Here is a 14,922-nt window from a genome sequence, read left to right as displayed (position 1 = left end):
ACGTCCATGGAGTTCCACCCGCAGCCCCGGCCCGGCACCGCCAAGCCGTGGGCCTTCCCCGCCCCCGACCGCGGCTCCCTCGGCAACGGCCTGACCGTGCTGCGCTGCCATCGCCCCGGCCAGCAGGTCGTGGCCGTCGAGATCTTCCTCGCCGCCCCGCTCGAAGCCGAGCCCGAGGGCCTCGACGGCGTCGCCACGATCATGGCGCGGGCCCTGTCCGAGGGCACCGACAAGCACTCGGCGGAGGAGTTCGCCGCCGAGCTGGAGCGCTGCGGCGCCACGCTCGACGCGCACGCCGACCACCCCGGCGTACGGGTCTCCCTCGAAGTCCCCGTCTCCCGGCTGGCCAAGGCCCTCGGGCTGGTCGCCGAGGCGCTGCGGGCCCCCGCCTTCGACGACAGCGAGGTCGAGCGCCTCGTCCGCAACCGGCTCGACGAGATCCCGCACGAGATCGCCAACCCGTCCCGTCGCGCCGCCATGCAGCTGTCCAAGGAGCTGTTCCCGGCCACCTCCCGTATGTCGCGCCCCCGCCAGGGCACCGAGGAGACCGTCGCCCGCATCGACGCCGCGGCCGTTCGCGCCTACTACGAGGCGCACGTACGCCCCGCCACCGCCACCGCGGTCGTTGTCGGTGACCTCACCGGCGTCGACCTCGACGCGGTGCTCGCCGACACCCTCGGCGCCTGGACGGGCGACACGGCCGAGCCCCGCCCCGTACCGCCCGTGACGGCCGACGACACCGGCCGTGTCGTCATCGTCGACCGGCCCGGCGCTGTACAGACGCAGCTGCTCATCGGCCGTATCGGCCCCGACCGGCACGACCGGGTCTGGCCGGCCCAGGTGCTCGGCACCTACTGCCTGGGCGGCACCCTCACCTCCCGCCTGGACAAGGTCCTGCGCGAGGAGAAGGGCTACACCTACGGCGTACGGGCCTTCGGCCAGGTGCTGCGCTCCGGCCCGGAGGGCGGCGCGGCCATGCTCGCCATCAGCGGCTCGGTCGACACGCCCCACACGGGTCCGGCGCTCGACGACCTGTGGAAGGTGCTGCGCACCCTCGCCGCCGAGGGCCTGACCGACGCCGAGCGCGAGACGGCCGTCCAGAACCTGGTGGGCGTCGCCCCGCTCAAGTACGAGACGGCTGCCTCCGTCGCGGGCACCCTCGCCGACCAGGTCGAGCAGCACCTCCCGGACGACTTCCAGGCCCAGTTGTACGCCCGGCTCGCCGAGACGGGCACCGTGGAGGCCACCGCGGCGGTCGTCAGTGCCTTCCCGGTGGACCGTCTGGTCACGGTCCTCGTTGGTGACGCGGCTCAGATCAAGGAGCCCGTCGAGGCGCTCGGCATCGGCGAAGTGACGGTTGTCACCGGCTGATTGACGCGCCTCTCCTCCAGGAGGGGTTATGTGGGACCCCGGCATCGGGCGATGCCGGGGTCCCGGCCATATGTCCGCTTTGTTGCGGAGGTTCGGTGTCTGCCCTGTGGCGTGCGCTACAAAAAACCGTGTCCGTTTGGTGATTGAAAGATCAGCCGCTTAGCGTCTGATGCGCTGTCCGACCGGTACCCGCCGCACCCGCGGCACCGGGCAGCGATCGCCGAGTCCCCGTCCGGCGCGAGCCTGGGGAGCCGGGGACCCACGCAGTCCCTGGGGTGAATCGGACGCCTTCGCACCCGTGCGGAGGGGCCCGTAGGAGACCTTCCTGCTCCGAACCCGTCAGCTAACCCGGTAGGCGAGAAGGAAGGAAAGGACCAGCCACTTCATGGCGTTCACCCGTGCCACCGGGAAGCACCGTGCCCCGAGCCGCCCCGGCTTCCTGAGCCGCAAGAGCGCACACGTCGCCGGAGTCGCGGCCCTCGCCACCACCGGCGTCGTCGGATCCCTCGCTTCCCCGGCGCTCGCCGCCAACAAGGACGCCGCTCCGCTCTCGCTCGAGGACACCGGCCTCAACCAGGCGATCATCACCGACACACTCGCCGAGCGGGTCGACGCCCAGGCCGAGGCCCAGGAGCTGGAGGCCCAGGAGGCCGCCGCCAAGGCCGCCGCCCAGGCGAAGGCCGAGGCGGAGGCGAAGCGCAAGGCCGAGGCCCGTGTGAAGGCGGCCCGCGAGGCCAAGGAGCGCGCCGACCGCGAGGCCGAGCGCCAGCGGCTCAACGCCTTCCAGCTCCCCGTCGCCGGCACGTACGTCAGCACCGGCTACCAGACCGGCGGCGCCATGTGGTCCTCCGGCAGCCACACCGGCATCGACTTCCACGCCGCCTCCGGCTCCCGCGTGGTGTCCGTGGGCGCGGGCACCGTCGTCGAGGCCGGCTGGGGCGGCGCGTACGGCAACAACATCGTGATCCGGATGAACGACGGTACGTACACCCAGTACGGCCACCTGTCCTCCATCAACGTCTCGGTCGGCCAGACCGTCATGCCCGGCCAGCAGATAGGCCTCTCCGGCTCCACCGGCAACTCGTCCGGACCGCACCTCCACTTCGAGGCCCGTACGAGCGCCGAGTACGGCTCGGACATCGACCCCGTCGCGTACCTCCGGTCGCACGGCGTGAACGTCTGACCCCGCCCCTCTCCCCTCGTTCTGCGAAGGCCCCGGCTCGGGAAACGAACCGGGGCCTTCGCCATGTCCGGGCAACCCGGGGGCGGCCTCCTGGCCAAAAAGAACTCCATGGTTTACGGGTGGCTATCGGAAATTCCGTCCCGCTGCAATAGAGTCACTGAACAGGCGTCAATCAGCTGAGTTTCGCGCGGATTAAGTTGGGGGTTCTGGTATGCGCATTCCAGCGCACTCGGTATGCACGGCGATCCGCGACGACATCGTCACCGGCGTGTTCGAGCGCGGCAGCCGGCTCACCGAGGAGCAGCTGGCCCGCCGCTACGGCGTCTCGCGCGTCCCGGTCCGCGAGGCGCTGCGCACCCTGGAGTCGGAGGGCTTCGTCACCACCCGCCGCCACGTCGGCGCGTGCGTCGCCGAGCCCACCGAGCAGGAGGCGGCCGACCTGCTGGAGATGCGTACGCTGCTGGAGCCGCTGGGCGCCGCGCGCGCCGCCCAGCGCCGCACCGACGCACATCTGAAGGTGTTGCGCGGCCTGGTCAGGCTGGGCCAGGAGCGGGCGCGCCGTGGCCAGGGGGAGGACCTCCGCTCGCTGGGCGGCTGGTTCGACGAGACGCTCGCCCAGGCGTCCGGCAGCCCGGCGCTGACGGCGCTGCTCACCCAGCTCCGGCACAAGATCGCCTGGATGTACGCGGTCGAACAGCCGGCCCAGCCGGTGGAGGCGTGGGCCGAGCACGGCGCGATCGTGGACGCCGTCGCCCGCGGCGACGCGGAACGCGCCCGCGCGCTCACCGCCCTCCACGTCGAGCGCTCGCTGACCGCGCACCGGCTGCGCCGCCAGGAACGGCCCGAGCGGCCGGCCGGGCGTGTGAGGACCTCGCAACATCGCGTAAACACCGCGAGCGCCCGCAATTAACAGCGGCGCCGTATACAAAGACGGGGGAATTCCTGAGGCACGGAATTCCCCCTGCCCGGAAATGGTCGCCCATAAAAGGAGACCTCGCGCACCGGACCGTGGCCGGCCCGCCGAACCGGATGACGTAAGCGGCACGGCGCCGCGCCGAATGCGGCCGACAAGCGCCCCGTGGCGACGTCCGGGGGTTGCCCGTCAGGCCGACGCGCCCGGGGTGCCGTAAGCGACCTGTGGCGGCGAGGCGCCCGTGCCGCACGTGACGGGTGGGGCCTGCGTCGGCGCCCGAAGCGGCTCGTGGGGTCGACGCGTTTGAGGTGACCGTTGTGGCCAGTGGGGCGGAGGCGCTTGAGTGCCCGAGGCGACCGGTGGGGTCCACGCGCCAGGCGCCCATCGCGGCGGGTCGTCCACGGGCCTGAGGCGCCCGAAGCGGCCGGTTGGCCACGCGCCAGGCGTCCCGAAGAGACCGGTGGGGTCCACGCGCCAGGTGCCCGCCAGGTGCCCGTCGTGGCCGGTGGGGGCGAGTGCAGCGCCCTGCTCTCGGGCGGCCGGCGGTGGCCTGGGCGGCGGGGCCGACCGCCGTGGTGCCCGGGTCGGCCGCCCGGGCCGTGTCGCGTGCGGCCCCGGCGCGCTCAAGGCGCGTTGTCGCGCCAGGACGAGCGCCCCGAGGCGGCAAAAAGCGGAGCCGTACCGCCCGGGTCCCGGGGATGCGGCTCCGCTCTGATGCAGGTGGGGGTGACCGGGAGGGTCAGACGGTCTCGGGGAGTTCCTCGAGGCCCTCGGCAACCAGCTTCGCCAGACGGTCCAGGGCGGCGTCCGCGCCCTCCGCGTCCGAAGCGAGCACGATCTCCTCGCCGCCCTGCGCGCCCAGGCCCAGCACCGCGAGCATCGACGCGGCGTTGACCGGGTTGCCATCGGCCTTGGCGATCGTCACGGGGACGCCGGCGGCCGTGGCGGCACGGACGAAGATGGAGGCGGGGCGGGCGTGCAGGCCCTCGGCCCAGCCGACGTTGACGCGGCGCTCAGCCATGGTGTTGCCCTTCGAGTCTTGGCGGGTTGTCTAGACCAGTTGTGGAATCCAGTCTCTCATGTCCGGCAGAGTGCTCGAACCGGCCTCCACGCCGGGCCCGGCGGCCGGTCGACGCGCCTCACCCAGCGTTGTCCACAGCACCTCCACGACCAGCCGGCCGCACCGTACGCTGGGGCCCATGCGGACCCCGTCGGATCAGCCGGAACACGTATACCCCGACCACTGGGAGGCCGACGTGGTGCTGCGGGACGGCGGCACCGCGCGGATCAGGCCGATCACCACGGATGACGCCGAGCGCCTGGTCAGCTTCTACGAGCAGGTCTCGGACGAGTCGAAGTACTACCGGTTCTTCGCACCCTACCCCCGGCTCTCCGCCAAGGACGTGCACCGCTTCACCCACCACGACTACGTGGACCGGGTGGGGCTCGCGGCCACGGTCGGCGGCGAGTTCATCGCGACCGTGCGTTACGACCGGATCAACGCGCAGGGGCTGCCCGCGAGTGCCCCCGCCGACGAGGCCGAGGTCGCGTTCCTCGTCCAGGACGCCCACCAGGGCCGGGGCGTCGCGTCCGCGCTGCTCGAACACATCGCGGCCGTCGCCCGCGAGCGAGGCATCCGGCACTTCGCGGCCGAGGTCCTGCCCGCCAACAACAAGATGATCAAGGTGTTCACGGACGCCGGGTACACCCAGAAGCGCAGCTTCGAGGACGGGGCCGTACGGCTCCACCTCGACCTGGAGCCCACCGACCGGTCCCTCGCCGTGCAGCGCGCCCGCGAACAGCGCGCCGAGGCCCGGTCCGTGCAGCGGCTCCTCGCTCCCGGCTCCGTCGCCGTCATCGGTGCCGGCCGCGCCCCCGGCGGAGTCGGCCGCACCGTCCTCCGCAACCTCGTGGACGCCGGATACACCGGCCGTACGTACGCCGTCAACCGTGCCCTCCCCGGGACGACGACCTCCCTGGAGGGGGTGCCCGCGTTCCGCTCCGTCGCCGACATCGGGGAGCCCGTCGACCTCGCCGTCGTCGCCGTACCGGCCGAGCGGGTCCCCGAGGTCGTCGCCGACTGCGGGGAACACGGCGTGCAGGGACTGGTGGCCCTCACCGCCGGTTACGCCGAGCAGGGCGCCGAGGGCAGGGCGCGCCAGCGGGAACTGGTGCGCCGGGCACGCTCGTACGGCATGCGCATCATCGGCCCCAACGCGTTCGGCATCATCAACACCGCGCCCGACGTACGGCTCAACGCCTCGCTCGCGCCGCACCCGCCGGTGCCGGGACGGATCGGGCTGTTCACCCAGTCCGGCGCCATCGGCATCGCCCTGCTGTCCGGCCTGCACCGGCGAGGCGCCGGCCTGTCGTCCTTCATCTCGGCGGGCAACCGCGCGGACGTGTCGGGCAACGACCTCCTGCAGCACTGGTACGACGACCCCGACACCGACGTCGTCCTGCTCTACCTGGAGTCGATCGGCAACCCCCGCAAGTTCACGCGTCTCGCCCGGCGTACGGCGGCGGTGAAACCGGTCGTCGTCGTCAAGGGCGGCCGGCACAGCGGCAGCGCGCCCCCTGGCCACGCGGTACCGGTAACCCGCATCCCCCACACCACGGTCTCGGCCCTGCTGCGGCAGGCGGGCGTCATCCGCGTCGACACGGTCACCGAGCTGGTCGACGCCGGCCTGCTGCTGGCCGGGCAGCCGCTCCCGGCGGGCCCGCGCGTGGCGATCCTCGGCAACTCCGAGTCGCTGGGGCTCCTGACGTACGACGCCTGCCTGACGGAGGGGCTGCGGCCCCTGCGGCCCCGCGACCTGACGACGGCGGCCACGCCACAGGACTTCCGTACGGCGCTCTCGGAGGCTCTCCGGGACCACGCCTGCGACGCGGTCGTGGTCACCGCGATCCCCTGGGTGGGCGACAACGGGGTGACCGAGTCCGGCGACGGCGAGGTCCTGGCCGAGGCGCTGCGGGCCGCCTCCGCGGAGGCACCGGCGAAGCCGGTGCTGGTGGTCCACGTGGAAATGGGCGCCCTCGCCGACTCCCTGGCGGCAGCCACCAGCACGGCGCCGGCCTCGTCCGGCACGACACGCGCGCGGGTCGCCTCCGGTGCCTCCACCGCATCAGGCACGTCCAGCACCGCACAGACCACCCCAGGCCCGGGCACCGCACCGGACACGTCGGCCCCGCGGAGCCCCGGCACCGCACCGGACACGTCCGGTACAAGCGCCACGCAGAGCACCACGGGGCCAGGCACCCCGCCCGGTGCCTCCGGCGGGGGATACCGCATTCCCGCGTACCCCGCCGCCGAGCGGGCCGTGCGGGCGCTGGCCGAGGCGGTCAGGTACGGGCAGTGGCGGCGCCAGGTCGCCGACCCGGGACGCGTCCCCGAGTACGAGGGCATCGACGAGGCCGGAGCCGCCGCGCAGATCGAGCGGGCGCTCGCGCAGGACGTGGACGAGCGGGGCATCACCCTCGCCCCGGACGCCGCCCGCGAGCTGCTCGGGCGCTACGGCATCCCCGTACGCCCCGCGCTGCCCGCCCCCACCCCCGACGACGCCGTCCGCGCCGCCGCCGACCTCGGCTACCCCGTCGCGCTCAAGACCACCGCCCCGCACCTCCGCCACCGCCCCGACCTCGGCGGCGTACGCCTCGACCTGGCGACCGAGGAGCAGTTGCGCGCCGCCTACGCCGAGCTGACCGAAACCCTCGGCAAGCCCGAGGAGCTCCAGCCGGTCGTCCAGGCCATGGTGCCGCGCGGTGTCGACACCGTCGTACGCGCCGCCATCGACCCCGCCGTCGGCGCCGTCCTGTCCTTCGGGCTCGCGGGCGCGGCCTCCGAGTTGCTCGGCGACACCGCGCACCGCCTCGTCCCCGCCACCGACCGGGACGTCGCCGAGCAGATCCGCTCCATCCGCACCGCCCCGCTCCTGTTCGGCTGGCGCGGCTCCGCGCCCGTCGACACTCCCGCCCTCGAAGAGCTGCTGCTGCGGGTGTCCCGGCTGGTGGACGACCACCCGGAGATCGTCGCCGTCGGCCTGGAGCCGGTGGTCGTCGCCCCGCGCGGGCTCTCCGTCCTGGGCGCGACCGTCCGGCTCGCCCCGCCCCCCGCCCGCACCGACCTCGGCCCCCGCCGGCTCCCCAGCTACTGACCCCCCACCGACCCGGCTCCCGAGCGTCCCGTGCAGTCACCGCGCCCCCGTAGGATGGAGTCCATGGCGAAGACCGGTACGACCACCCAGGGGCTGCGCGCGGCGATCGAGCGCAGTGGCTACTACCCGGCCCTTGTGGCCGAGGCGGTGGAGGCCGCCGTCGGCGGGGAGCCGATCGCGTCGTACCTGGTCCACCAGGAGACCACCTTCGACGCCAACGAGGTGCGTCGCCACGTGACGGTCCTCGTCCTGACGGCCAACCGCTTCATCGTCAGCCACACCGACGAGCAGAACGCCGACACCAGCTCCCCGACGCCGTACGCCACCACCTCCACCGAGTCGGTCAAGCTCGGCCGGATCTCGTCCGTCGTCCTCAGTCGCGTGGTCGCCAACCCCGAGTCGTACACGCCCGGCACCCTGCCACGCGAGGTCGTCCTCACCATCGGCTGGGGCGCGGTCTCGCGGATCGACCTGGAGCCCGCCGCCTGCGGCGACCCGAACTGCGACGCCGACCACGGCTACACCGGCAACTCCACCGCCGACGACCTGAGCCTGCGCGTCAGCGAGGCCGGCGACGGCCCCGAGACGGTCCGCCAGGCCCTCGCCTTCGCCCAGGCGCTGTCCGAAGCCACCGCGGCCACCCGCTGATGGTCCAGCCCGCACCCATGGCGTCCGCCTGGCCCGACGAACCGGTGCCGCTCGCCCTGGACACCGCACCCGTCCCCGAGTACGGCTCCGGCTCCCTCGCCGACCTGCTGCCGACGCTCGCCGCCGGCGTCGGCGTACCCGGGTTCGAGCACCGCATCGCCGAGCTGACGCCCGCCGACCGGAACTGCGTGTTCCTGATCGACGGTCTCGGCTGGGAGCAGATCAAGGCCCACCCGGCCGAGGCTCCCTTCCTGACGTCCCTCCTCGGCAGCTCCCGGGGCGGCACGGGACGGCCCATCACGGCCGGGTTCCCCGCCACCACCGCGACCTCGCTCGCCTCGGTCGGTACGGGACGGCCGCCCGGTGAGCACGGACTGCCCGGCTACACCGTGCGCGACCCCGCCATCGGCGAGCTGATGAACCAGCTGCGCTGGAAGCCCTGGACGCCGCCGCACGTCTGGCAGCCGTACCCGACCGTCTTCCAGCTCGCCGACGCGGCCGGCGTCCACACCGCGCAGGTCTCCTCCCCGACCTTCCGGGACACCCCGCTCACCAAGGTCGCGCTCAGTGGCGGAACGTTTCACGGGCGGCTCACCGGCGAGGAGCGGATGGACCTGGCCGCCGCGCAACTGGCCGCCGGGGACCGCTCCCTCGTCTACACGTACTACAGCGAGGTCGACGGCAGCGGCCACCGCTTCGGCGTCGACTCCGACGCCTGGCGCGGCCAGCTGATGTGCGTCGACCGGCTCGTCCAGCGCCTCGCCGAGCAGCTCCCGGCCCGCACCGCGCTGTACGTCACCGCCGACCACGGCATGATCGACATCCCGTTCGACGAACAGTCCCGGATCGACTTCGACGAGGACTGGGAGCTGCGCGCCGGAGTAGCCCTGCTCGGCGGCGAGGGCCGCGCCCGCCACGTCTACGCGGTGCCCGGCGCCGCGACCGACGTACTGGCCTGCTGGCGCGAGGTGCTCGGCGAGCAGTTCTGGGTGGCGAGCCGCGACGAGGCGATCGCGGCCGGCTGGTTCGGACCGACGATCGACGAGCGCGTCCAGGGCCGGATCGGCGACGTCGTCGCCGCCGCCCACGACGACGTCGTCATCACGGCATCCGTCAACGAGCCGAACGAGTCCGCGATGGCCGGCATGCACGGCTCGATGACGCCCGTGGAGCAGCTGGTTCCGCTGCTCGAAGTCCGTTCGTAAGCCCCGTCCTCACGCCCTGACCCGAAAGGTCGTCACTTCGCCATGCCCGAGCTGGTGTTCTTCTCCGGAACCATGGACTGCGGAAAGAGCACCGACTTTCTTGGGTATCCGCCATGTATTGGCCACGTCGTGGCGGGAGTCGTGTGAAGTGGCTCCGCCCTTGTCTGTGTTGCATGAGTCCATCGTCGTTCGGTGTGAAAGGTCCTGTTCTCTCCATGTCTGAGCTGGCGTTCTTCTCCGGGACGATGGACTGTGGAAAGTCGACTCTGGCGCTCCAAATTGTTCACAACCGGTCGGCTCGTGGTCTGCAGAGCCTGATCTTCACCCGGGATGACCGGGCCGGCGAAGGCAAGCTGTCCTCGCGTCTGGGCCTGGTCACCGAGGCGGTGGAGGCTACGCCGGCGCTGGACCTCTACGCGTATGTGGTGGAGTGCCTGTCGCGGGGTGGGAAGGTCGACTACGTCGTCGTGGACGAGGCCCAGTTCCTGCTGCCGGAGCAGATCGACCAGCTGGCTCGGATTGTGGACGACTTGGGCCTCGACGTGTTCGCCTTCGGTATCACGACCGACTTTCGCACCAAGCTTTTCCCCGGCTCCCAGCGGCTGATCGAACTGGCCGACCGGGTAGAGACGCTGCAGGTCGAGGCGATGTGCTGGTGCGGGGCACGGGCCACCCACAACGCACGCACGGTGGGCGGCGAGATGGTCGTCGAGGGGGAGCAGGTGGTGGTGGGGGACGTGGGCGTGGCCGCGGAGACCGTGGGGTACGAGGTGCTGTGCCGCCGCCACCACCGTAAGCGGATGACGAGCGCGTCGGCGCGAGCGGCCTCCCTCTCGCCTGACGTCCTCCCGGTCACGTCGGGCTGACCTATGCAGGGAGTTCAAGCCCGCACGTGATCTCGTACGGCAGTGGGGCGGTGCGCTCACCCTCGACTCCTATGCCGAACTTCGCATCCTGCGGGCCGAGGTCGTCAGACTTGGCACGATCGTGGAGCAGGCCGTCAGCATGCTCCGGCAAGCGGACCGGGAGTAGGACGCCGCGAAGATCGAAGCACAGTTCGAGATCCCAGTGGCGGCGTTCTGTAGGATGCAGCCGCCCGGCTGACCCGTCCACGGGACGATATCCGCGCTTGATCGGCGACATCATCGTGGCCTTTCTCGGCCTCGCCGCCGCCCTCTGCTGCTACAAACGACTCATCCGCCTCACCACATAGGACACGGTCTAAGGGAGACGTAGCTGCGCCTGTCGTAACGGGTCGCTACGGCTCGTGTGTGCTCGAGCCGGTTGATCGTCCGCTCGGCGGTATTGCGCTTCTTGCACCGCGTTTCGTCGAATTCCGGTGGGCGCCCGCCGCGGGAACCTCTGCGGCAGGCGGGCGGCTTGACTGTCGGTCTTTTCGGGGGTGGTGTGGCGAATGCCCCGGCGCCGCAGGTGCTCGCGGCAGGGCACGTGTTGCTATATGCCTTGTCCGCGGCGAGGCTGTCAGGTTTCGTGCGGGTCTTCCCGGCCCGCTCCCGGGACGTGGATCTTTTCCAGCACCGTCTTGAACTGGGTGCGTCCGACCGCTGTCCTGGTGTGACGACCAGGGAGAGCGGCAGGCAGCGGCCGTCCGCGCTCAGGTGGAGCTTGGTGGTGAACCCGCCGCGCGAGCGGCCAAGGCCCTCACTCCCGCACCGCCTCCATCCGATGGGCATCGAGGCTATGCCACGGCGTTTCGCCCAGGCGTTCTGCCGATGAGGCCCCTTTGAGGTGGGGCTGGTGGCCGCTCGGTGCGGGCACCGGCACATGTTGCTGGGCACGGACGACGGTGGAGTGGACCGAGAGGTTTCAGTCGATCTCACCTGCTTGCGTCGGCCTCGGCCTCGATCTGCTGGAGCAGGCGTTCCCACGCTCCGCCGGCCGACCACAGCGCCCTCGGGTGGAGGGCCACCTCGGCACGATGAGCACAGGGCCCCACCGTACGCCGGGCGGCTGACGGCACATCCTCTGGAAATGGGCGGGCTGCGGGAAGTGGTCTTCCACGACGAGCCGTGAGCCAAATAGGTGAAAATCAGAGTGTACCCCGCAAAGTGGGTCGCTCCTTTGCGGGCGGGACCTTAGAGGTCATCTCATTTGGTGAGTCTGTGCGACGATTCGTCGGCCAGTAGGAAGCCACGAGCGGGGGCAAAGGCTGATGCAGTACGTCAATCTCGATGCACAGGTCGGCGACCTTTCAGGGATCTTGGACCCGGCTCACTATCTGAGCCACCTACCCTCGATCTCCGGTGATCTGCCGCCGGGCGCCCGGGCTTTCGCCACTGACACGGACCACTACGACTTCCGCAGCAAGCGATGCGTGAAGGATCTGACGCTTCGGGCCATCCGGGGTGCCGGCGGTGAGGAGATGGAGGTCGAGTTCCAGCACAACTGCTGGAAGCATGACCGAGACCTGGTCGTACGCTACGCAGGGGTATCCAGCTTCATCGTCGATCCCGCCGACGAGGACCGAGGCACGGAACTCGGGACTGTGATTCTCGACGAGATCCTGCCGCACAAGGACGGCTGCAGCCACGAGATCGCCGGCTGGGACGGCACACTCACCATTGTCTGCCGTGATCTCCAGGCGACCTGGACTGACCCGCTGCTCAAGCAAGGCGTAGGCGCGACAGTCCATGGGGCTTGTCGAGCGGCTGGTGCCGGATGAGCTGTGGGCCCTGTTCCAGCGGGTGGTGCCGGAGGCGCCGTCGCGGCCTCAGGGCGGCGGTCGGCGTCGGCATGGCGACCGGGAGGTTCTGGCGGCGATCGTTTTCGTGGCCACGTCGGGCTGCACACGGCAGCAGCTACCGACAGCGTCCTTCGGGCTGTCGGGGGCAACGGCCCACCGGCGGTTCACCGAATGGTCGAAGGCCCGGGTGTGGGCCAAGCTCCACCGAGTGGTGCTCGACGAGCTCGGTGCCCGCGGTGAGCTGGACTGGTCCCGCTGCGCGATCGACTCAGTGAACATGCGGGCCCTAATACTCCAGCTGTAGATCGTGATCTTCATGTCTGGGATGCGGCTTGCCGCCGGTAATGGCTGGTGCGTGATCGCTCCTGATGGCGGCGTCGCCAGCGGGACCAGCCGAGTCGGTGGGCCGTGTCGTGGAGAGGCTGGACGACGACCGTGATGAACAGGCGCTGGATCTCGTTGCAGGACAGCGGGACCATGCCAGTCGGCCCGGGATGACGGGCGTGTTCGTCGGCTCTGACGACCGCAAGGAAGGCGTGGGCGAGCATCGCAAGGGTGACCCACCGGGTCCAGGAGGGGTAGCGGCGGACCTGGTGCTCATCGAGTCCTGCCAGCCCCTTCCCGGCCTGGAAGGTCTCTTCCACACGCCACCTGCAGCCAGCGACCTTGACCAGGGTGGCCAGTGGTGCTGGCTTGATGGAATGGCCGCGATAGTAGGCGAGTTCGCCGGTAGTTCGGTTGCGGCGGATCAGCAGCTGGCGCCTGTCCGGCGCCGGCTCGGCAAGGTCGATGACGGCCCAGTCGTAGAACCGCTCTCCCTTCGCACCGCGTCCTGCCGAGAGCTTCTGCCAGACCCGCTTCGGCACCTTCTGGGCCAAGGCATCGGCACGGAACGTGCCCGCACCGGTCGTCATTTCGGCCGAACAGGCCACCGCGAGGACATAACCGATGCCGCGTTCCTCCAGAGCCACCCGCGGTTTCGGGTTGCCGCCGTAGACCTCGTCACCTGTAACCCAGCTGGCATGGTGTCCGGCGTCCAGGAACCGTTCGATCATCGAACGGGCCAGTTCCGGCTTGGTCGCGAAGACTGTGTCCTCGCCGAGCCCCGCTGTCCGGCAGCGATCTGGGTCGCACGTCCAAGAGCGCGGGACATACAGCTCCCGGTCCACCGCCGCGTGTCCCCGGACGCCGGCGTAGACGAGGTAGACCGCGACCTGGGAGTTCTCGATCCTGCCAGCCGTTCCGGTGTACTGGCGCTGGACGGCGACGGTGTGGGTGCCCTTCTTCACGTCGCCGGTCTCGTCGATGACCAGCACCGCGCCATCGTCGTGGAGGTGCTCAACAACGTATTCGCGCACGTCGTCGCGGACGGCATCGGCATCCCACACGGCTCGGCACAGCAGATGCTGTATGCCGTGCGGGCTGGCCTCCCGGCCCACTCGGCGATCGTCCAGCAGTTCTTGCGCGGTAGGTCCGACAACAGGCCCAACACCAACCGTCGAGCCCGCAGTCGTGGTTCGTACCGGGCGAACCGGCCCGCTATCCGGCTCATGGCCGCCTCGAACGCCTCCCGCCATCGGGCGGGATCTATGCTGTGACCTGCGGCCACCGTCTCATCGTCAGTCCACACAACTCACGATGATCAACGGTGGCCACAACCGTCTCCGCACCCGCCCCACCTGCAAGATCACGGTTCCACTAGTGGCCAAGACGGCAGGGTCGAGTCCGCGCTCGTGACCTCATCACGGTGGGGTGCCCGGGCCCCGGGCCCACCACCCTTCTCCGCACTAGAACTGACGGAAGGGCACGACATGCTCTCGATGGGCCTGATCCGGGCGCTCCTGCTGGAGCACGACGACCCTCACCACCTGGAACGCCCCGCGGATTTCGACCTGGCCACTTCGCGGGAATGTTTCGCCCGGCTGGTGAGCGCCCTGAAGGAACGCTTCGGGCCGTCCTGCTCAAGGGGCCTGGCTCAGGACGCCAGTTTCTACGGTGTCATCGATGTCCCGGCGGACGCGACGGGTCTTGGCCGGCCCATACGTGTCGTGATGAGCAACTTCGGCAGCTACTTCGTCACTGCTGACGTGGTGGTCGGTGAGGGGGTACCCAGCGGCGAAGCGGGCCTGACCGAGGAGTTCGTGACGTGGCTCGACGGCGTCTGTACAGCGGCGGGGTGCACCTTCGTTCCGGCCGATCTGCTCCGTGAGCCGTACGACGGGCCGTCGGTACTGGAGGCGCACCGAGACGAGGAACTGGTCGCGGCGCTCGTGGCTGCGGGCGAGGTGACCGAAGACGAGGACGATGAGGAGGAGGTGGGAAAGGCGTACTGGCACGACCGGTACTTCGAGTACATGTGAGACATCTGCGGCTCCGTCAGTCACCGGCGATGCTGCCTGTGGCAAGGTTCGCGCTCGCTTCGTCTAAGCCCTGACGGACAGAGGGCGGCCCCATGTACAGCATCGTAGAGAGCGCCCTGGCGACGAGCCCGGTCCTCGCGCCGCTGGCGGGCCGCGATCGAGCGGGCCTGGGCCTGCTGGTCCGGCACGGCCCTTTCGTCCCGCCCGGCTCGGCGCAGGGGTTCGACCCCGGCGAACCGTCCCACTTTCTCTCCCATCAGCCGATGGCCACACCCGTCTCCGTGCCGGCTCCACCTGCAAGATCACGACCTACAGCTGGAATACTAGGTGCCGCATCAGTCAACGTTCGCCCTGTAGTGAGGCCCCGCCTGTCGACGGCTTCGG

The 14,922-nt window shown here is 70.8% G+C and carries 10 protein-coding genes, 2 pseudogenes and 1 riboswitch; of the genes and pseudogenes, 10 read left to right on the top strand and 2 right to left on the bottom strand.

The genetic code is table 11. The features are described 5' to 3' along the window. Positions 1 to 6: 6 nt before the first annotated feature. The 3 genes from BKD26_RS37440 to BKD26_RS37430 all read left to right on the top strand — a co-directional run bounded on the left by BKD26_RS37440 (position 7) and on the right by BKD26_RS37430 (position 3,464). A complete protein-coding gene (locus BKD26_RS37440) occupies positions 7 to 1,371 on the top strand; it encodes a pitrilysin family protein (protein WP_179166854.1) in 1,365 nt (454 codons plus the stop codon). 208 nt (positions 1,372 to 1,579) lie between these two features. Then, positions 1,580 to 1,743, top strand: a riboswitch (cyclic di-AMP (ydaO/yuaA leader). Positions 1,744 to 1,756: 13 nt separating this feature from the next. After that, on the top strand, positions 1,757 to 2,554 hold the full coding sequence (locus BKD26_RS37435) for a M23 family metallopeptidase (protein WP_084907515.1): 798 nt from the start codon (positions 1,757 to 1,759) through the stop codon (positions 2,552 to 2,554). 211 nt (positions 2,555 to 2,765) lie between these two features. Continuing rightward, on the top strand, positions 2,766 to 3,464 hold the full coding sequence (locus BKD26_RS37430) for a GntR family transcriptional regulator (RefSeq protein ID WP_084907513.1): 699 nt from the start codon (positions 2,766 to 2,768) through the stop codon (positions 3,462 to 3,464). Positions 3,465 to 4,206: 742 nt separating this feature from the next. Here BKD26_RS37430 and BKD26_RS37425 read toward each other — a convergent pair. Further along, entirely contained in the window at positions 4,207 to 4,488 is a 282-nt protein-coding gene (locus BKD26_RS37425) for an HPr family phosphocarrier protein (RefSeq protein ID WP_030021209.1), read from the bottom strand. 178 nt (positions 4,489 to 4,666) lie between these two features. Between BKD26_RS37425 and BKD26_RS37415 the strand changes: the two genes are divergently transcribed. From BKD26_RS37415 to BKD26_RS37390, 6 genes and pseudogenes are all read left to right on the top strand, one after another. Beyond that, the gene (locus tag BKD26_RS37415; RefSeq protein ID WP_084907511.1) at positions 4,667 to 7,621 is read left to right on the top strand and encodes a bifunctional GNAT family N-acetyltransferase/acetate--CoA ligase family protein; all 2,955 of its coding nucleotides are present in this window, start codon (positions 4,667 to 4,669) and stop codon (positions 7,619 to 7,621) included. 63 nt (positions 7,622 to 7,684) lie between these two features. Further along, positions 7,685 to 8,269, top strand: coding sequence for a DUF5998 family protein (locus tag BKD26_RS37410; protein WP_073755400.1), 585 nt, complete (start codon positions 7,685 to 7,687; stop codon positions 8,267 to 8,269). Continuing rightward, the gene (locus BKD26_RS37405) at positions 8,269 to 9,474 is read left to right on the top strand and encodes a nucleotide pyrophosphatase/phosphodiesterase family protein (protein ID WP_084907509.1); all 1,206 of its coding nucleotides are present in this window, start codon (positions 8,269 to 8,271) and stop codon (positions 9,472 to 9,474) included. The genes BKD26_RS37410 and BKD26_RS37405 overlap by 1 nt, the downstream gene beginning before the upstream one ends. A gap of 215 nt (positions 9,475 to 9,689) precedes the next feature. Next, complete coding sequence (locus BKD26_RS37400; protein WP_084907507.1) at positions 9,690 to 10,340, top strand: thymidine kinase; 651 nt, start codon at positions 9,690 to 9,692, stop codon at positions 10,338 to 10,340. Between the two features lie 1,307 nt (positions 10,341 to 11,647). Continuing rightward, the gene (locus tag BKD26_RS37395; RefSeq protein WP_179166853.1) at positions 11,648 to 12,157 is read left to right on the top strand and encodes a hypothetical protein; all 510 of its coding nucleotides are present in this window, start codon (positions 11,648 to 11,650) and stop codon (positions 12,155 to 12,157) included. Further along, positions 12,126 to 12,467: pseudogene (locus tag BKD26_RS37390) on the top strand (transposase); the annotation flags it as partial. The gene BKD26_RS37395 and the pseudogene BKD26_RS37390, both read left to right, overlap by 32 nt. A gap of 25 nt (positions 12,468 to 12,492) precedes the next feature. Here the strand turns inward: BKD26_RS37390 and BKD26_RS37385 are convergent. Further along, positions 12,493 to 13,730, bottom strand: a pseudogene (locus tag BKD26_RS37385) (IS701 family transposase). Positions 13,731 to 13,989: 259 nt separating this feature from the next. Here BKD26_RS37385 and BKD26_RS37380 point away from each other — a divergent pair. Beyond that, entirely contained in the window at positions 13,990 to 14,538 is a 549-nt protein-coding gene (locus BKD26_RS37380; protein WP_084907503.1) for a hypothetical protein, read from the top strand. Positions 14,539 to 14,922: the final 384 nt, after the last annotated feature.

Origin of the sequence: Streptomyces sp. CB03238, from assembly GCF_002099185.1 — a bacterium.
Lineage (GTDB): Bacteria > Actinomycetota > Actinomycetes > Streptomycetales > Streptomycetaceae > Streptomyces.
Note: the sequence above shows the minus strand (reverse complement) of the source record. Positions and strands in the feature narration are given on the sequence as shown.

Excerpts from the sequence above, each read along its gene's own strand:
- BKD26_RS37440 (WP_179166854.1), top strand. The coding sequence starts at position 7 with ATGGAGTTCCACCCGCAGCCCCGGCCCGGCACCGCCAAGCCGTGGGCC.
- BKD26_RS37435 (WP_084907515.1), top strand. The coding sequence starts at position 1,757 with ATGGCGTTCACCCGTGCCACCGGGAAGCACCGTGCCCCGAGCCGCCCC.
- BKD26_RS37430 (WP_084907513.1), top strand. The coding sequence starts at position 2,766 with ATGCGCATTCCAGCGCACTCGGTATGCACGGCGATCCGCGACGACATC.
- BKD26_RS37425 (WP_030021209.1), bottom strand. The coding sequence starts at position 4,488 with ATGGCTGAGCGCCGCGTCAACGTCGGCTGGGCCGAGGGCCTGCACGCC.
- BKD26_RS37415 (WP_084907511.1), top strand. The coding sequence starts at position 4,667 with ATGCGGACCCCGTCGGATCAGCCGGAACACGTATACCCCGACCACTGG.
- BKD26_RS37410 (WP_073755400.1), top strand. The coding sequence starts at position 7,685 with ATGGCGAAGACCGGTACGACCACCCAGGGGCTGCGCGCGGCGATCGAG.
- BKD26_RS37405 (WP_084907509.1), top strand. The coding sequence starts at position 8,269 with ATGGTCCAGCCCGCACCCATGGCGTCCGCCTGGCCCGACGAACCGGTG.
- BKD26_RS37400 (WP_084907507.1), top strand. The coding sequence starts at position 9,690 with ATGTCTGAGCTGGCGTTCTTCTCCGGGACGATGGACTGTGGAAAGTCG.
- BKD26_RS37395 (WP_179166853.1), top strand. The coding sequence starts at position 11,648 with ATGCAGTACGTCAATCTCGATGCACAGGTCGGCGACCTTTCAGGGATC.
- BKD26_RS37380 (WP_084907503.1), top strand. The coding sequence starts at position 13,990 with ATGCTCTCGATGGGCCTGATCCGGGCGCTCCTGCTGGAGCACGACGAC.